Origin of the sequence: Leadbetterella sp. DM7 (assembly GCF_040829825.2) — a bacterium.
GTDB lineage: Bacteria > Bacteroidota > Bacteroidia > Cytophagales > Spirosomataceae > Leadbetterella.
Genome location: NZ_JBFOLH020000005.1, coordinates 15,338 through 32,837, shown reverse-complemented (window position 1 = coordinate 32,837; position 17,500 = coordinate 15,338). Strand labels below are relative to the sequence as shown.

18 protein-coding genes are annotated in these 17,500 nt (G+C 50.5%); 9 read left to right on the top strand and 9 right to left on the bottom strand.

Translation table 11 applies throughout. From position 1 onward, the window contains the following. Positions 1 to 76: 76 nt before the first annotated feature. The 3 genes from AB2U10_RS07495 to AB2U10_RS07485 form a co-directional block, all read right to left on the bottom strand. The gene (locus AB2U10_RS07495) at positions 77 to 1,432 is read right to left on the bottom strand and encodes an acyl-CoA dehydrogenase family protein (RefSeq protein WP_367915119.1); all 1,356 of its coding nucleotides are present in this window, start codon (positions 1,430 to 1,432) and stop codon (positions 77 to 79) included. A 63-nt stretch (positions 1,433 to 1,495) separates the two neighbouring features. Then, a complete protein-coding gene (locus AB2U10_RS07490; RefSeq protein WP_367915118.1) occupies positions 1,496 to 1,906 on the bottom strand; it encodes a hypothetical protein in 411 nt (136 codons plus the stop codon). Beyond that, positions 1,903 to 2,253: a hypothetical protein gene (locus AB2U10_RS07485; protein WP_367915117.1), complete on the bottom strand. Its 351-nt coding sequence runs from the start codon at positions 2,251 to 2,253 to the stop codon at positions 1,903 to 1,905. The genes AB2U10_RS07490 and AB2U10_RS07485 overlap by 4 nt, the downstream gene beginning before the upstream one ends. Positions 2,254 to 2,384: 131 nt before the next feature. Between AB2U10_RS07485 and AB2U10_RS07480 the strand changes: the two genes are divergently transcribed. After that, entirely contained in the window at positions 2,385 to 2,819 is a 435-nt protein-coding gene (locus tag AB2U10_RS07480; RefSeq protein ID WP_367915116.1) for a DUF3299 domain-containing protein, read from the top strand. An 18-nt stretch (positions 2,820 to 2,837) separates the two neighbouring features. Here the strand turns inward: AB2U10_RS07480 and AB2U10_RS07475 are convergent, their stop codons facing one another. Then, entirely contained in the window at positions 2,838 to 3,791 is a 954-nt protein-coding gene (locus AB2U10_RS07475; RefSeq protein ID WP_367915115.1) for a tetratricopeptide repeat protein, read from the bottom strand. 43 nt (positions 3,792 to 3,834) lie between these two features. On the opposite strand from AB2U10_RS07475, the gene AB2U10_RS07470 reads away from it, so the two are divergent. The 5 genes from AB2U10_RS07470 (at position 3,835) to AB2U10_RS07450 (ending at position 8,262) form a co-directional block, all read left to right on the top strand. Further along, the gene (locus AB2U10_RS07470) at positions 3,835 to 4,077 is read left to right on the top strand and encodes a hypothetical protein (protein ID WP_367915114.1); all 243 of its coding nucleotides are present in this window, start codon (positions 3,835 to 3,837) and stop codon (positions 4,075 to 4,077) included. A 110-nt stretch (positions 4,078 to 4,187) separates the two neighbouring features. Continuing rightward, positions 4,188 to 6,086: a phosphoglycerate dehydrogenase gene (gene serA, locus AB2U10_RS07465; RefSeq protein ID WP_367915113.1), complete on the top strand. Its 1,899-nt coding sequence runs from the start codon at positions 4,188 to 4,190 to the stop codon at positions 6,084 to 6,086. 154 nt (positions 6,087 to 6,240) lie between these two features. Further along, positions 6,241 to 6,846 carry a glutathione peroxidase gene (locus tag AB2U10_RS07460; RefSeq protein ID WP_367915112.1) on the top strand — a complete coding sequence of 202 codons (606 nt, stop codon included), beginning with the start codon at positions 6,241 to 6,243 and terminating at the stop codon, positions 6,844 to 6,846. Beyond that, on the top strand, positions 6,847 to 7,725 hold the full coding sequence (menA, locus tag AB2U10_RS07455; protein WP_367915111.1) for a 1,4-dihydroxy-2-naphthoate octaprenyltransferase: 879 nt from the start codon (positions 6,847 to 6,849) through the stop codon (positions 7,723 to 7,725). A gap of 9 nt (positions 7,726 to 7,734) precedes the next feature. Further along, the gene (locus AB2U10_RS07450; protein WP_367915110.1) at positions 7,735 to 8,262 is read left to right on the top strand and encodes a DinB family protein; all 528 of its coding nucleotides are present in this window, start codon (positions 7,735 to 7,737) and stop codon (positions 8,260 to 8,262) included. A gap of 61 nt (positions 8,263 to 8,323) precedes the next feature. Here AB2U10_RS07450 and AB2U10_RS07445 read toward each other — a convergent pair whose 3' ends face one another. Genes AB2U10_RS07445 through AB2U10_RS07435 form a run of 3 tightly spaced genes read right to left on the bottom strand, consistent with a single transcriptional unit; the run spans position 8,324 to position 12,191 of the window. Then, on the bottom strand, positions 8,324 to 9,316 hold the full coding sequence (locus AB2U10_RS07445; RefSeq protein ID WP_367915109.1) for a serine hydrolase domain-containing protein: 993 nt from the start codon (positions 9,314 to 9,316) through the stop codon (positions 8,324 to 8,326). After that, entirely contained in the window at positions 9,313 to 10,074 is a 762-nt protein-coding gene (locus AB2U10_RS07440) for a sulfite exporter TauE/SafE family protein (RefSeq protein WP_367915108.1), read from the bottom strand. The genes AB2U10_RS07445 and AB2U10_RS07440 overlap by 4 nt, the downstream gene beginning before the upstream one ends. After that, the gene (locus tag AB2U10_RS07435) at positions 10,071 to 12,191 is read right to left on the bottom strand and encodes a Tex family protein (RefSeq protein WP_367915107.1); all 2,121 of its coding nucleotides are present in this window, start codon (positions 12,189 to 12,191) and stop codon (positions 10,071 to 10,073) included. The genes AB2U10_RS07440 and AB2U10_RS07435 overlap by 4 nt, the downstream gene beginning before the upstream one ends. Before the next feature lie 110 nt (positions 12,192 to 12,301). Here AB2U10_RS07435 and AB2U10_RS07430 point away from each other — a divergent pair, with 110 nt between their 5' ends. The 3 genes from AB2U10_RS07430 (at position 12,302) to AB2U10_RS07420 (ending at position 14,901) form a co-directional block, all read left to right on the top strand. After that, the gene (locus AB2U10_RS07430; protein WP_367915106.1) at positions 12,302 to 12,787 is read left to right on the top strand and encodes a hypothetical protein; all 486 of its coding nucleotides are present in this window, start codon (positions 12,302 to 12,304) and stop codon (positions 12,785 to 12,787) included. A 4-nt stretch (positions 12,788 to 12,791) separates the two neighbouring features. Next, positions 12,792 to 14,009 (top strand): aminoacetone oxidase family FAD-binding enzyme, encoded by a 1,218-nt coding sequence (locus AB2U10_RS07425; RefSeq protein WP_367915105.1) that lies wholly within the window; start codon positions 12,792 to 12,794, stop codon positions 14,007 to 14,009. Between the two features lie 61 nt (positions 14,010 to 14,070). Then, positions 14,071 to 14,901 carry a tyrosine-type recombinase/integrase gene (locus AB2U10_RS07420; protein WP_367915104.1) on the top strand — a complete coding sequence of 277 codons (831 nt, stop codon included), beginning with the start codon at positions 14,071 to 14,073 and terminating at the stop codon, positions 14,899 to 14,901. Here AB2U10_RS07420 and AB2U10_RS07415 read toward each other — a convergent pair. Further along, the gene (locus AB2U10_RS07415; RefSeq protein WP_367915103.1) at positions 14,894 to 15,787 is read right to left on the bottom strand and encodes a DUF72 domain-containing protein; all 894 of its coding nucleotides are present in this window, start codon (positions 15,785 to 15,787) and stop codon (positions 14,894 to 14,896) included. The genes AB2U10_RS07420 and AB2U10_RS07415 overlap by 8 nt on opposite strands. Positions 15,788 to 15,827: 40 nt before the next feature. Next, positions 15,828 to 17,360 (bottom strand): succinyl-CoA:acetate CoA-transferase ScpC, encoded by a 1,533-nt coding sequence (gene scpC / locus AB2U10_RS07410; RefSeq protein ID WP_367915102.1) that lies wholly within the window; start codon positions 17,358 to 17,360, stop codon positions 15,828 to 15,830. Between the last annotated feature and the right edge of the window lie 140 nt (positions 17,361 to 17,500).

Genomic DNA, 17,500 nt, shown 5'->3' with positions numbered 1-17,500 from the left:
TGAGACTATCTGTTATACAAAAAAAGGCTGCCGGATGGCAGCCTTTTTTTATGTGCTTTGACCCCGTCAGGATCCCTTATACAAAAGCACTGAACCCGGTGATCGACCGGCCCACAATCAGGGTATTGATCTCTTTGGTACCTTCATACGAGTAGATGGCCTCGGCATCGGCCACAAAACGGGCCACGTTGTAATCCAGCAGGATACCGTTTCCGCCCATTACTTCACGGGCTCCCCTGACAATATCACGGGTTCTTAAGGTACAGAAAACTTTGGCCAGCGAGGCGTGCTCGTCTTTCAGCTGCCCGAGGTCCTGCAGCTCAGACAAGCGGAAAACAAGGGTCTGCATGGCCGTGAGGTTAGAGATCATTTCTACCAGGTGGTTCTGGATCAGCTGGAAAGAGGCGATAGGCTTACCGAATTGTTTCCGGGTACGGGTGTAAGCCAGGGCATTTTCGTAGGCCCCGCGGGCACATCCTACGGCCATCCAGGCCACCCCGGCACGGGTCATCCGCAGCACGTTGGCCGTATCTTTGAAAGAATTGGCATGCGGCAAACGGTCTTTTTCTTCCACTACACAATTGGTCAGGGTGATCAGCCCGTTCTGAACGATCCGGAGCGCCATTTTGCCCCTGATCTTTTCTACATGAAAACCCGGGCTGTTTTTACGTACCAGGAAACCTTTCACTTCGCCGTCTGCTTCATCCCTTGCCCATATAACCACCACATCCGCAAAAGTAGCGTTGCCGATCCATTTCTTTTGCCCGTTCAGCACCCAGCCATCCGCCGTTTTTTTACAGGTGGTGGTCAGTCCGCCGGCTGCCCCCGACCCTACTTCCGGCTCGGTCAGGCCAAACGCCCCTATTTTCTCCATCCGGTTCATAGCAGGCAACCATTCCTGCTTTTGCTCTTCGGAGCCGCACAGGTATATCGAACCCATGGTCAGGCCGCTCTGAACCCCGAAAAACGTAGCAATAGAAGCGTCCACCCGGGCCATTTCCATGGCCAGCACCCCTTCCATAAGAAAAGGCAGGTTGGGACAATCGTAGCCTTCATAGGTAATACCGGCAAGCCGTAATTCGCCCATTTTCGGAATAAGATCGTAAGGAAACTCATCGCGCAACCAGAAGTCATTGACATGGGGTGCCACCTCGGTTTCCATGAAATTACGTACTTTGAGCTGCAGGGCCCGCTGGTCCGGCGTCAGCTTGTCGCTCAATTCGTAAAAATCGGGGTTGATCTCCGGCAGCTCTTTTTTCCTGCCCGAAGAATGCAGCATTTTCATCAGCCCCTGCAGCTGGGTTTCGTCCATGGCTGAAAGCTGCTTCATGGCCGCTCCCAGGTCTACTTTCCGGCTTAAGGCGCTTAATTGCCGGATATCGATGTGCTTCAGGAGCTCTACTGCCCCCCGGATATCTTTGAAAATGCTCATAAAATCTTGTTTGTCAGGGCCAATATCCTACTATTCTCCCTATTTTCCAAGAGCCCGGCAGGATCAGTTCTCCAGCAAACGGTGGTTTCTGCTGAAAATATCCTCAATACCCGAGCGCGAAGCCTTCTGAATTTCCAGGATCTGCTCATCGGGAAGCCCGCTCTGCTCCTGGTGATGGTGTTCGTGCACATCTCCTTCCAGGTGAATATGCGGGTATCCCGGTATTTCCAGGAGGTCGTGCTTCCAGGAGTCGTAGGCCGACTTGTTGGCCGCCACTGCCGAATCCAGGCCCGGATACGCCCCCGGGCTGTTCTGCAGCGAATCCAGCTTCGTCCATTGGGCGATGACCTCTTTCTGTATTTCCCGTATTTCCTTATGAACTTCATAGGCTTCATCAAGCACCGGGCTCTTTTTCTTTCCGCCACACGAGAAGGCCACCAGGGCGGCCAGGGTGATCATTTTCAGTTTCATCATTTTATATTTTTAAAAATCCGTTCAAAATGCTGCTGCTTTATTATTTCTTCTTCTGATTTGAAGAGATTGCTGTGTGTATAGAGATAAGTGCCCAACGTTACAACGGTAAAAACCCAGAAAAAGAGCTTTTGCCCCTTCAGCTTCCCTGAATACCGGGATCGGTAAAGTACCCCGATCATGACCAGCACGGTCAGCAGATGAAAGCCCAGGAACCACCCTGAGTACGATTTAAAAGACAGGTACATCCCTATGCTTCCTCCCAGCGCCATAACCAGGGGAAAACCGCAACATACCAGGTGGAGCAAAGCCATTGACACCACATTTAATGCTATTCCTGCTTTTTTCATAGGTATATAAGTTTGGAGTTCCGGGTAAGTGAGCCAATCGTTCATAATTCTTCTCCCGAATATTTTGTAATGCAAAAGTAATGTATAATATTTGCAAATGCAACAATGTTGCATTTAATAAATTTAAACCTATGAAAACAACTATTGCCTTACTGCTTATCCCCTTTTCCCTGTGGTGGGCCGAAGCCCGGACCATCACCTGGGAAGATCTGAAAGACGTAAAGTTCAGCCGGAAGTTCGTTAAAGGAGAAGACATGTATTTCCTGTTCCCGGCCTTCGGAGAAAAAGTAAAAAAGCTGAACGGACAGGCATTGCAGATCAAAGGATACATGATCCCTGTTGACCCTGAAGACAAAATCTACGTTCTTTCGGCACGTCCAATGGCCTCCTGCTTTTTTTGCGGGGCGGCCGGGCCTGAAACCATCATCCAGCTCAATCTTAAAAACAGGAAAAAGTTCAGGACAGACGAAATCTGGACCGTGCGCGGCAGGTTCAGGCTCAATGCAGAAAACCTGGACGAATGCAATTACGTGCTGGACGAATGCGAGCCCGTACTGAAGCACTGACCCGGTCAGGAACCCGTATTACTCCCCTATCCACGGATCGTTGAGCTTCCGGCCCGTTTCACCGTATTTACGGGCCTCCGGCCGGTTTCCCAGCGCTTCAGACACCTGTGCCAGGTAATAGTAAATATGGTCGGTTTCCGGGTGCTCAGCTTCCACGTTTTTCAACAGGATCAGGGCTTCTTCCGTTTTGCCTTCCTTAAAAAGCAGCACAGCGCGGTTCCGCCGGGTATATTCGTTTTCTTCGTTCAGCTTTTCTCCCCGCAGCACTTTCTCCCTGCCTTCGGCAAGGCTGCCGCTTTCCAGGTAAAACAGGGCCAGGTTATTGACCACCACCAGGTTATTGGGCTCGGCCTGCTCTGCCTTTTTCAGCAGGGGTATGGCATTGCTCCACTGCTTCTGCAGCCCGTAAAGCACGGCCCGGTTATTCAGGGCAAAAACAAAATCAGGCGACAGCCCCAGGGCCTTTTCCAGGAGCGGCGCCGCCGCCTCATACCGGTGATTGACAGTTTTCACATAGGCCAGGTTGGTCAGCGCCTCCACATTATCCGGGTTGATCTCCAATGCCCGCTTAAACTGCTCCTCTCCTTCCGAGTAATGATTACGCATAATAAAATTCTGACCATAGGCATTGTGAAAAGCGCTGGAGGTATCCATACGGGCAGCCAGCTCTTTAAAAAGCGGTTCCCCGGCATCAGCACGCCCTGTTTCGGTGTAAAACCGGGCCAGGTTATAGCGGGCATCGGTAAACGTTTTGTCCAGCCTTACCGCTTCTTCAAAATCCTTGCCTGCCTTGTCCCATTCGCCCCGGTGCAGGTAAATAAGCCCGCGGTTATTGTAGGCATCGGCCAGCCCGGGGTCTTTGCGTATAGCCTCTGAAAAAAAGTGCTCTGCCCGGTCATATTCTTTCTTTTTAAAATGAAAATTTCCCCGGGTAAAAAACTCAGCCGATTCTTTTTTACTTTTGCAGGACAAGCTGGTCAAACATATACCAATAACAAACAATACAATTACTCTCATGAGATTAGTAAAAAACATTGAAAACGATTTTTGCTCTGCCAACCTGTACTCGTTTAACAACAAGTACATTATCAAATTCGAAGCAGGAAACCTGGAACAAATTTATAAAGTATCTGAATTGGATGTATCCGGAGAAGACGACATCGAGGAAATGCTGGGCGATACCTTCATGAAAAAGGTCATGCAGCGCTTTAAAGAAATGAGCGAGGACTTTGAGGAAATACTGGATTCTATTGACTAAAATGTATTCTTTTTTGAATAACTTATAGGAGATAACCGTGAAATTAAAACAATCTTTATTTCTTTTAATTTCTTCCTTGTGTACCTTGTAAGTCTATTACTGATTAAACCGTGATAACAGACCCCAGGAAATATTTCCTCATTGATTTCGACAGTACGCTTACCCGTGTGGAAGGACTGGATGAATTAGCCGCCATTGCGCTGAAAGCCTTTCCCGACGGCGCAGAGAAGGTAGCACAGATCAGGGAGCTCACCGACAAAGGGATGACCGGGGAGCTGACCTTTTCCGAATCATTAACCCGGCGGCTGGCCCTGCTGAATGCCAACAGGAGCCACGTAGACATCCTGGTCGATTTTCTGAAGGAGAATATTACCGCTTCTTTTCTCCGGAACCGCGCATTTCTTTCGCAATATGCTGACGATATCCTCATCATATCGAGCGGTTTCAAAGATTTTATCCTGCCGGTCGTTGAATACCTGGGACTGAAGCCCGAAAACGTGTATGCCAACACTTTTGTATACAACGAACAGGGGGATATCACAGGCATAGACACCGGCAACCCGCTTTCACGTACCGGCGGTAAGATCGAAGTGGTCAGGTCACTGGGGCTTGACGGGCACATTTCGGTCATCGGGGACGGATTCACCGACTACGAGATTAAAAAGAACGGACTTGCCCAGCGCTTTTATGCCTTTATAGAAAACGTTGAACGGCCGGCTGTTACTGCCGTAGCCGACTTCGTGATCAAGAGCCTCGACGAGTTTCTTTTTTACAATCAACTTCCCCGGGGCTACTCCTATCCCAAAAGCATGATCAAGGTATTGCTGCTGGAAAACGTACACCCTGCCGCCGTTGCGGCATTTGAAGAGCAGGGCTTTGACGTGGAGTTCCACAAAGGCGCCATGGATGAGGAAGAGCTGTGTGAGAAGATAAAAGAGGTGTCGATCATCGGGATCCGCTCAAAAACCCATATCACCGAAAAAGTGCTGGCCCATGCCGAAAAGCTCCTGGCCATCGGGGCATTCTGTATCGGCACCAACCAGATAGCCCTCAAAGAGGCAGAGAAAAGAGGTATCAGTGTTTTCAATGCGCCTTACAGCAATACCCGCTCAGTGGTAGAGTTGGTGATCGGTGAAATGATTATGCTGATCCGTAAGGTGTTTGTGAAAAGTACAGGCATGCACAAGGGTACCTGGGATAAATCAGCGGTCAACAGCTTTGAAGTACGCGGAAAGAAGCTGGGCATGATCGGTTACGGGCACATCGGTACCCAGCTTTCCGTTATCGGCGAAGCCCTGGGAATGGAAGTGTATTTTTACGATATTACCGACAAGATGCCCATTGGCAATGCCCGGAAGTGCCGTACCATGGAAGACGTCTTCAAGGTAGCCGATATTGTCAGCCTGCACATTGACGGCCGGCCCGAAAATACCAACCTGATCGGTGCACGCCAGTTTGAGCAAATGAAAGACGGCGTTATCTTCATGAACCTGGCCCGCGGGCATGTAGTGGATATCCCGGCACTGGTAGATGCCCTGAAATCGGGCAAGGTAGCCGGAGCCGGCGTGGATGTCTTCCCGAAAGAACCCAAGACCAACAAAGATCCTTTTGCTTCTGAGCTGATGGGGCTTGAAAACGTGATCCTTACGCCACATATCGGGGGCAGCACGGAAGAAGCCCAGCAAAGCATCGGTGCGTATGTTCCCGAACGTTTACTGGAGTACATCAATAACGGAAGCACCACGGGAAGTGTGAATTTCCCTGAGCTGAGCCTGCCGCTGCTCCACGACTCGCACCGGCTGCTTCATATCCACCGCAATGTGCCCGGTATCCTGGCCAAGCTGAACAATATCTTCGCCAAGCATAACATCAACATCCGCGGCCAATACCTGAAAACCAGTCCTGAAATAGGTTACGTGATCGTGGATATCGAAAAATCGTATTCCCGCGAGTTCGTACAAGAGATCAGGAGCATAGAAGAAACCATTAAGTTCAGAATGTTGTTTTAATAAAAATGTTGTTCTGATAATAACGAAAAGACAAAAGTGGAAAGCTGCGGCCTGTATTTGTACAAATGAATATTCCGTAACTTTTCACTTTTATCTTTTCACTTTTATCTTATTCCGCGTTTGGTTATATTTGTCTCTCTAAAACAGCAAACATATGAAAACTTTGTTCACAGTAGCGGCGGTACTGGTGGCGGCCCTGCTGATCTCGGTTAACTTCGGATGGTTCAAAAATATTTTTTCCAAGAAAAATTCCATGGCTATGATTGATGCAAACCAGGAGCATAAAGGCTCTCTCTACGATTTTACGCTAAACGACCTTCAGGGAAACCCTGTACACCTTTCAGACTACAAAGGCAAACCCGTGGTCATCATCAACGTAGCATCTAAATGCGGCTTTACGCCCCAGTATGCCGACTGGCAGAAGTTTCATGAAAAATACGGCGATAAAGTGACCGTACTGGGTTTCCCGGCCAATAATTTTATGAGCCAGGAACCCGGCTCAAACGAAGAGATCGCCGAGTTCTGCCAGAAAAACTATGGCGTTACCTTTAAGATGTTCTCGAAAATCGACGTCAAAGGAGAAGATAAAGCCCCCCTTTATAAGTGGCTTTCGGAAAAAGAGCTGAACGGCTGGAACGACAAAGAACCTACCTGGAATTTCTGCAAGTACGTGATAGATAAAGACGGGAACCTCACCCACTTCTTTGAATCAAAAATCACCCCGGATAACGAAGAGTTCCGCAAGGCGGTAGGTGTTTAAATGAAGAAATGGATTGTTGCTGCCCGCCTCAGGACCCTGCCTCTGGCGTTGTCGAGCATTCTGATGGGGGCAGTATTGGCTCAGCATGTGTTTATGTTCCGCCGGGATGTGTTTGCATGGGCCGTGCTCACCACCATACTCCTCCAGGTGATGTCGAATTTTGCCAATGACTACGGCGACACCAGGAACGGTGCCGACACTGCAGAGCGTGTAGGACCCGTACGGGCAGTGCAAAGCGGCGAGATCACGCCCCGGCAAATGCTGAATGCCATTCTCATTACCGGAACAGCCGCTTTTCTTTCGGGTATTTACCTGCTTGTGGTGGCTTTCGGCAGTTTTTCATCGGTGTACTTCCGGGGTTTCCTGGGGCTCGGCCTCCTGGCCATGGCCGCCGCCTATACGTATACCGCCGGTAAGAAACCGTATGGCTACGTGGGCCTGGGAGATGTATCGGTGCTTTTGTTCTTCGGCCTTACAGGCGTGGTAGCCAGCTATTTCCTTTACACGCTGCACTTTGAGTGGTCGTTGCTGCTTCCCGGGATTGCCTGCGGGGCTTTGGCCACCGGCGTGCTGAACATTAACAACATCCGGGACATGGAGTCGGACAGGAAAGCCGGGAAAATAACCATTCCTGTACGGCTGGGAAGAAAAAAAGCGCTTATTTACCATTGGTGCCTGCTGCTGATCGCCATGGGGGGTGCAGTGGCCTACATCTCCCTCAAAAACGGCCAGCCTTATTACCTGCTGAGCTTCCCGCTGATCTTTTTGAACGGTATACAGGTGAGTAAACATGAAAACCCGGATCCGTACCTGAAAACGCTGGCGCTGACTTCACTGGTTTTTGTAATCCTGTTCGGGCTCAGCCTGAACCTCCATTAAATTCATCTTATGAACATAAAAGACCTCCCCTTCCTGCCTCAGTATTTCGATGCGTATATCGTGCGTATTCCTGACGATATCAGCCTGGCCGATGCATTTGAGCAATATTCGCCGGAAAAAATTTTCGGTGATACCGATAATCTCCTCCGTTTGGGAGACCGTGTATATGCCCCGCGGAAATGGACGGTAAAAGACATTTTACAACACTGCATCGATACCGAGCGGATCATGTCTTTTCGCGCCTTGTGCATTTCACGCGGCGAGACCGTTTCGCTGCCGGGCTTTGAAGAAAAAACGTATGCCCAAAATACGGTGGCGGCCTCGCGTACTGTTGAGGATCTGCTGGAAGAATACAAAACGGTGCGTTCTGCCACGGAGATGCTGTTTCAGCACATGAGCCGTGACATGATCCTGCGGGTGGGTACCGCCAATAACCTCCGGATAACACCTCTGGCCCTGGCTTTCATGCTTTTGGGACATGCCGTTCACCACAAAATCGTGCTGGAGGAGCGGTATTATCCCATCATAAGCCAATAACCGGCTTACACAGACCTGAATACACCGATAGATTCTTTCTGTGTAAATCTGTGTGAAACAATCAATCGGTTAACGTCAGCACTTTTTCCAGTGCGAACGCCGGCTTCCGGAACTTCAGCCCGTTTTCAAGTACAAATGCCGGTGCGTGATAATCTGCCAGGTTGGAAAAATAAACCAGCGCATTGCGGCCATCCAGGGTCAGCCACACCACATTGCTGAAACCGCAGGTAGAGCCTGTGTGAAACAATTCATTCCCTCCTATATTGAACCAGCCCAACCCGTAGAAAAGATCCTCTTTAATCCTGTAATTGACCTGCTTCAGCTCCTGTTCCAGGTTAAAAAGCCTGTTCTCAACTATTGCATCCATCCATTTCCTGTAATCGGCCAGCGAAGTATACAGGCAGCCGTCGCCTTTTGTGGCAGAAGTTACGCTTTGGTCTGACTCCGTCACCTTATCGTTCTGCAGCGCATACCCCAATGCCCGGGCAGGCATAGGCTCACCGGCCCGATAGATAAAAGAATGATCCATGCCGAGTGGCCCGAGGATGCGCTCCTTCAGAAATTCAGCATAAGGCTGCCCCGATACTTTCTCTACCACCTGCGACAGAATACAGAACCCCGAATTGCTGTAGCGGTAGCGGCTGCCCGGTACAAAATACGTAGCACCGATACCCGACACCCATTTCAGTACGTCGGCATCAGAAACCTGCTCCGTACGGCCGGCAGGAATAAGCCCTTCATAATCGTATAAACCCGAAGTATGCGTAAGAAGATGCTTCAGCCGGACCGCAGGATCAAAGCCCGGGAAAAATTTATCCAGCGGGTCTTCGTACGATAATTTACCTTCATTTTTCAACAAAATGATACAGGCCGCCGTAAACTGCTTGGAAACCGATGCCATTCTGAAGCAGGTTTGCTCACTTACCTGCGGGCCCTCAGGAAGAACCGACCGGCCGCTCACCCGCAGCTCTTCTGCCCCGTTTTGCCGGATCAGGGCGGCCATGCCCGGTGCCGGACCCGTATGCGCCATCAGTAAGAAAAATAAAGCCATCATTTGAATACGAGGAATAATGCCGATATCACCACTAACACCATAATTACCTGCCGGAACCTTTTTTCCGGCATGACCTTCAGAATTTTTATCCCCAGGATACCGCCCAGGATAATAAAGGGGAGAGCCATTATGTTCAGGATAAGCCCCTGGTAGCTCAGGTTATGCCACACAAAAAGCTGCAGGGGGATCTTCGTGAAGTTGAGAATCATAATGAACCAGGCAGCCGTGGCCGTAAAAGTGATCTTGTCAAGCTTTTTCGACAGCATATACACCGACAGCGCCGGACCTGCCGCATTACCGATCATGGTAGAAAAGCCCATAATGAACCCAAAAAGAGGAGAATACCAGCGGTTATTGACCAGCCGGCCGAAACGGGAGCTGCTCTGTGTCCAAAGCATTATGCCCATGCCCAGCAGGATACAAAAGCTGATAAGTATTTTGAAGGTCCGGTCATCTATATACTGTCCCAGCAGCAGCCCGGCCACCAGGCCCGCCAGGGCCATGGGAAGCAGCTGCTTCACCTCACTCCACAGAAAGGCTTTGCGGTAATAAATCACGGCCACCAGGTCGGCAAAGCACAGCAGGATCAGCACAATGCCCGTAGAATACCGTGCCCCGAAGAGCATGGCAAAGAACGGTATAGCCAGCGTACCGATGTTCAGAATCCCGGTTTTAGACATCCCGATAAACAGGGCGCAAAGAAAATACAGCGCCCACGCAGAGGGGGAAGGAATGAGCGAAAGTGCTTCTTCTATCATACTTCTTTCATGCTGAGGGCAATCCGTTTGCGTACTTCATCTACTTCCAGCACCTTCACCGTTACTTTCTGGTGTACCTTTACTACTTCATTCGGGTCACGCACAAAGCGGTTGGCCAGGTGCGACAGGTGGACGAGGCCGTCCTGGTGCACCCCGATGTCTACAAAACACCCGAAAGCCGTAATATTGGTAACAATTCCCGGCAGCACCATACCCGTTCTCAGGTCACCAATGGAATTCACATCGGCAAATTCCACGCTTTCGTATTGCTCTCTTGGGTCCCTTCCCGGTTTCCTGATCTCCTGCAAGATATCCTGGAGGGTGGGTAGTCCTACTTCGCCTGACACATACCGCTTCACCTCTACCTGCTTCTGCAGCTCTTCCGAAGCCAGGAAGGTCTTCAGGTCAACGTGCAGGTCTTTTGCCATCTTCTCTACCAGGTGATACGACTCGGGGTGTACCGCCGAGTTATCCAGCGGGTTTTTCGCACCGTGTATCCGCAGGAAACCGGCGGCCTGCTCAAAAACCTTTTCACCCAGCCGGGGTACCTTTTTCAATTCTTTCCGGCTACCGAACTTGCCGTTAGCTGCCCTGTATTCTACGATATTGCGGGCAATAGACGGCCCTATGCCCGACACATAGCTCAACAAATGCTGGCTGGCCGTATTCAGCTCCACGCCTACCAGGTTCACGCACGACCCGACCACCGTATCCAGCGATTCTTTCAATTCTTTCTGGTTGACGTCGTGCTGGTACTGCCCCACTCCGATTGATTTGGGGTCGATCTTCACCAGCTCAGCCAGCGGGTCCATCAGCCGGCGGGCAATGGATACGGCGCCGCGTACGGTAATGTCTTTGTGCGGAAACTCCTCCCGCGCCACATCAGAAGCTGAATACACCGAGGCTCCCTGCTCGGAAACCATCACCACCCGGATCGGCTTAAACTCGGGCCGCCGCCTGATCACCTCTTTCACAAACTGCTCCGTTTCGCGGCCGGCCGTTCCGTTACCAATGGCCACCACTTCCGTTTTATGCATATTCCAGAAATGGATAAGCCGGGCTTCGGCTTCCATGCTCTTTCCCTGCGGGTAGATCACATCGTCTTCTTTCAGGTTGCCCTGCTCATCAAGCACAACCACCTTACAACCCGTTCGGAACCCCGGATCAATGCCCATCAGCCGTTTCTGCCCCATGGGCGGCGAAAGCAGCAGCTGGCGAAGGTTAGTAGTAAATATGGCAATAGCGGCTTTGTCTGCCTTTTCTTTCAGGCTGCCGTCAAACTCTTTCTCCAGGGCCGGAAGCATCAGCCGTTTCAGCGAATCGGCCATGGCCAGCTCCACCTGCTCTTTAGACTCCGGCATTCCTTTCAGCAGACCTCTTTCCAGCTTATCCAGCGCTTCTTCCGTATCGATATGAATGCCTGCTTTCAGGAATCCCTCCTCTTCTCCGCGCCGGATGGCCAGGTAGCGGTGCGAGGGGATATTCTTTGCCGTTTCGGAGTAGTCAAAATAATCCTTGAACTTCTGGCCTTCCGCCTCCTTGCCTTTCCTGACACTCACTTCCAGCACGCCGCTTTTCTCAAAGAGCAGCCTGACCTTCCGGCGGCAGTCGGCATCTTCGGCGATCCATTCGGCCATGATATCGCGGGCGCCGGCCAGCGCTTCCTCTACCGTGGTGATCTTATCGTTCAGGAAACGGGCGGCCACCGGCTCTACCGAACGCTCCTTCTGCTCAAAAAGCAGCCGGGCCAGGGGCTCCAGGCCGGCTTCTATAGCCACAGAGGCGCGGGTTTTCTTTTTGGGCCGGTAAGGCAGGTAAATCTCCTCCAGCTCGGATACAAATACCGCGTTTTCCAGCTTTTTTCGCAGCTCGGGAGTAAGCTTCCCCTGGCTTTCAACAGATTCCAGGATAACCGCCCGCCTCTTATCGGCTTCCTTCAGCTTCTCATACAATTTCCGGATCTCCTGTATGGCCACCTCATCCAGGCTGCCGGTCGCCTCTTTCCTGTACCGGGCTATAAAGGGGATCGTAGCCCCCGAGTCCAGCAGCTCTGTTGTTTTTGTTACCTGCGAAACAGAAATATTCAGCGTTTCCGCTATAAATTTTAATTGCGTCATTCCAACCTTTTTCCTCTGAATAATGTCTAATTATACAAACCGGCCATGCACCTGGCCGGCGGCACCTCACCGGTTGCAACACAGCAGCCGGGCAAGGCACAAAAATAACTATGAAAAAGCTATTCATTACCTTTTCTGCCATAATAATGATGGCATTTTCCTGCGAGGAAAAAAACGCTGTTCAACCCCTCCGCGATAACATCGTGCGGCTGAAATCCGGGCAGTCTTTCGGCATGTGCATAGGCAAGTGCTACAATGAGCTGATCGTGGAAAATAATTCGGTCATTCTCAAACAGGTAGAGAGAAAAGAACGCGGGGGTAGCGACACCGAAAGCATCGAACACCGCGACAATTCGCTGCTGAACCAGATCAAAGCCGACCTGGCCGGTTTTCCGAAAGACAAATTTCTGCGGCTGAAAGATCAGTACGGGTACCCCGATTATGCCGACGGCGGGGCAGAATGGCTGGAAATTGAATTTACCGACGGTACCATTAAAAATGTAAAATTTGAATACGGCTCTCCGCTGGAGGGTTTTGAAGAAATCATTTCCTCTCTTCGTACCTACCGCCTATCTTTGATGGATAAATACAGATAAGCGTATGTTCGACTTCCTAGTGATAGGAGGAGGTGCCGCCGGTTTTTTTGCCGCGATCAATGCAAAAAAGAAAGTGCCGGGACTGAAGGTAGCCATCCTGGAGAAACAGGGAAAGGTGCTTCAGAAAGTAAAAGTTTCGGGAGGCGGAAGATGCAACGTTACCCATGCGGTTTCCGATCCCGGAGAGCTGGCCCGTAACTATCCCCGTGGAGGTGATTTCCTGGAAAAGGCATTTGAGAAATTCAGCTCAGCCGATACCCGGAAATGGTTTGAAAAAAGAGGGGTAGCGCTCAAAACAGAAAAAGACGGCCGCGTTTTTCCCGTATCTGACTCTTCACAAACCATTATCAACTGTTTCCTGAAAGAAGCCGGAGGCATCGACCTGCTGCTCCACAGCCGGGTAGAGAAGATAACACCTGTGCCGGCAGGTTGGGAGGTACAGACCGCGGAAGGAAAGGTTTACCAGACCCGCCGGCTGATGATCGCCACCGGCAGCGATGCCCGGGTATGGTCTGCTCTTCAGCAATTGGACCTGGCTTTTTCAGAAGCCGTGCCTTCTCTTTTTACCTTTAATATTCCTGATGGTACACTGACCGCCCTGCAGGGAACCAGCTTCAGCAGGGCACGGGTATCGGTTGCAAAAACCTCGCTGGTACAGGAGGGCCCGCTGCTGATCACCCATTGGGGACTTTCAGGCCCTGCCGTCCTTAAACTCTCGGCATGGGGGGCCTATCTCCTGAAAAAAACCGGCTACATCTTTGAAATTGAGGTAAATTGGCTCGCTGACAGGAACAAAAATGATCTGGAAAAAGAGCTTAAGAAAAGGTTTAGCGAAAATCCTAAAAAAAATATAAGAATGCTGCCGGTTTCAGGCGTTTCGCAACGATTCTGGACTTATATTTGTGATAAATCCGGTATATCCGAGTTCCGGAAAGGAGCCGAAGGCGGCAAAAAACAGATTGCTGCTCTCCTGGAAAATCTTACAGCCTCTAAATTCAGCGTAAACGGAAAAAGCACTTTTAAGGAAGAATTTGTAACGGCCGGCGGAGTAAGCCTGGACGAGGTGAATGCTGAAAGCTTCTCTACCTGTAAATACCCCGATCTTTACCTGGGGGGAGAAGTGCTGGATATCGACGCTGTGACCGGCGGTTTCAATTTTCAGGCCGCCTGGACGGCCGGATGGCTTATTTCAGAGCATATTTTCCACAATTATAGCATTTAAAGTTGCTAATTTTTAGTGAAAAATCTAATTTTGAATTAATCTTATAACCATTTAGAAAACTGTGACTCATTTAATTGAACGATTTACCGAACTATTAAAAAAAGGGAAGTACAATTCTGCCACTATTGCCGCCTACCGTAACGCTATTTTTGTTTTTTACAATAATTTCCGGGATTATCCCCAAAACAAATTTACCGATGAACTGATTTCCGAGTACATCCTGGGATTAAGTAAAAAGACCTCGCCGCAGGTAGCAGCACAGACGGGAAAAGCCATTATCCTCTTCTTTGACAAAATTTATAACCGGAAGCTCAATATCAAGGCCACCGGTAAGATCAAAGACGAGCAATCGGTGGAAATCTTATCCAGGAGCGAGCTCCAGGTTTTGTTCTCCGGTATCAAAAACCTCAAGCATAAGCTTTTACTCATCATCATCTACAACAACGGCCTGAAGGTCAATGAAGCCATAAGCCTTAAAGTAGAAGATATTGATACCGGGAACCATACGATCCGGATTGATTCGGATCAGCCCAAAAAGACCCGGATCCTCCGTCTTAGCCCGGCCTTGAACCCGCTGATCGAAGAGTATAAGAACAAGTATAAGCCCGTTGATGTGTTTTTCCCCGGCTCGGGAGGCATAGGGCACTACTCGGCCAGGAATATCCAGCTGGTTTTTCAAAAGGCGCTTAAAGAATCAGGCATAGGCAAAACGGCAAAGCTCACTACATTGCGGCACAGCTTTGCCGTTCACTCTCTCGAAAACGGTATTGCCATTAACCACCTGCAGAAAATACTGGGGCACAGCAATATCCAGACCACCTCGTTTTATGTGCCTTTTGCCAAAGTGGAGCTGAACAACATCCGGTCGCCTTACGAAGACCTCATCAGCTGAATAAGCCCGGCTGAATTTCCGGCCTGACAGGAACGTGCAGGTCAGTACCCAGCTCACGGTTCAGGTTCCGGATAAAATGGGCTGCCAGCAGCGGCGATTCCAGTTCTACATTCTGATGAATAAAGAAAAAAAGCTTCTGCAGCCCGGCCTCTTTCCATTTTTTCAGGGTAGCTACCCAATTTTCCAGCCGGGCATAATCTGAAGGATGATTGGCGCCTACATAGCGGACAAAGGCCACCGGAGTGGTCAGGCGCATGTGCATCATATCGCGCCGGCCGGCGGTATCTACCAGCACATTGGTTACACCGGTTTCTTCCAGCAGCGTATACAGGTTTTTACTGACCACCGGATCTGAAAACCATTCCTGGTTCCTGACCTCCAGGGCCAGCGGGTAGCCTTTCGGAAAGCCGTGCAGGAAATCTTCCAGCCGCCTGAAATCTTTCGGCTTGTAATTATCGTGCATTTGCAGGAAGGCCATTCCCAGCTTTTCCTCGAAGAGCACGGTGGCATCCACAAAATCCCGTACTTTTTCATCCGTATTCAGCAAACGGCCGAAATGGCTGATGGTTTGAGGCAGCTTAGGGAAAAACCTGAAGCCCGGCGGAGTTTTTGCCTTCCAGGTCTCCACCTGCTGCGGTGTAGGCGAATTATAAAACGTGGCATTCAGCTCAATGGCGTTGAACTGACCCGAATAATAGATCAGTTCATCTTTTACGCCTTTGGGGTAGAATCCCTTCAGGTCTGTCTTGTTCCATTTGGCACAACCTACGTACAGTTCCATAGGTTGGTCTGCCTTGTAATGGTTCAGCAGATCGAAGGTTACCTCCGGGGTTTCCGGAATGCTGAAGTCAATTACCGAGGGGTCGGGTACCTGGCCGAATTTCATAGCGTATTGAACAGATGTTTCAGCTCAAATATACGCAGGTTTAGGCCAATCCCCCTAATAAATCTGCCGGCGATTCAACCGGTTCCAGCATCATGGTTCCTTTGTTCTTCAGGTTAACGTGCCAGCTGAAAGCTTCTTCCAGGATGTGCGGGGTATGTCCGCCCCTTTCTTTGGCCCGGTCAAAGTACGACTGCAGCTGCTCACGGTAATCGGGATGCACGCAGTTATCGATGATCACCTGGGCCCGCTCCCGCGGCGCCAGTCCCCGCAAATCGGCCAGTCCTACATCAGTAACGATAATGTCTACGTCATGCTCGGTATGGTCCACGTGCGAAACCATCGGCAATGCATGCGAAATGGTATTGTTTTTAGAAGCGGCCTGGGTAACAAAAATGCTCAGGTAGGCATTCCGGGCAAAATCACCTGAGCCCCCGATACCGTTCATGATATGGGTGCCTGAAATGTGCGTGGAGTTCACGTTGCCATAAATATCGAATTCAATGGCGGTATTGATGGCGATGATCCCCAGGCGGCGGATCAGGCCGGGGGTGTTGGAAATGTTCTGCGGGCGAAGCACGATCTTATCGCGGTAGTTCTGCAGGTTTCCGAAAACCCGGTTATAGCACGATTCCGACACGGTGATCGACGAAGCCGACGCTACCGAGAGCTTCCCGGCATCAATGAGATCAAAGGTGCTGTCCTGCAGCACTTCCGAAAACATGGTCAGGTCGTAGAAAGAGCTGTTTTTAAACCCGGTCAGCACGGCGTTGGCTACCTTGCCGATGCCCGCCTGTATAGGCAGCAGCCTTTCGGTCAGGTGGCCCATCTTCACCTCATTTTCAAAGAAACGCAGGATATGATGCGCTATGGCCGTGGTTTTGGTATCGGGTTCGGCCACGTCTGCCGGACTGTCTTTGATGTCGGTAAAGACAATTCCTACTATTTTTTCCGGGTCCAGCGGGATGGTCCGCCGGCCGATCTTATTTTCAGCCGCCACAATCGGGATCACGTTGCGGTGCGGGTAGTCTTCTGCCTGGTAAATATCGTGAATACCGAAAATGCTCAGGGGCACGGCGGTATTGATCTCTACAATCACCCGTTTGGCCAGGGCGGCGAATGTAGCCGAGTTACCCACTGAAGTGGTCGGAATCAGGCTGCCGTCGCGCTCAATACCCGCCGCCTCGATCACGGCAATGTCTACCGATGGCAGGTTTTTATTGTGGAGAAGCTCGGCGCTTTCGCTGAGGTGCTGGTCAATGAACAGCACTTCTCCCGCGTTGATCTTCTGTCTCAGCACCCGGTCAACCTGGAAAGGCATACGTTTCTTCAGGGCGCCGGCTGCGGCCAGCTTACCGTCTGTATCGTGCCCCAGTGAAGCACCTGTCATGAGAGTGATTTTTATTTTTTCCTGCCGGGCCCGCTCGGCAAAGGCCGGAAGCACCACTTTACTGTCGCCGGCTTTGGTGAAGCCGCTGGCGCCTACCACCATGTTGTCTTCAATAAAGGAGGCAGCGGTTTCGGCGTCCATTATTTTGGAGAAGAGGGCCGGAATCTTAATTCGTTCGTTTGACATATCTCGGATTTTGAAGGTGCAAATTTCGGCTGTTTTTGTCTTCCGGAGGCATGAGGTTTCTCAGGTTTTCGGCGCGGGCCGGCTGACTGTTGTCATGTTTTTCTCACGGAGCGTTTTTCTCACGGGATTTTTTTCTTACA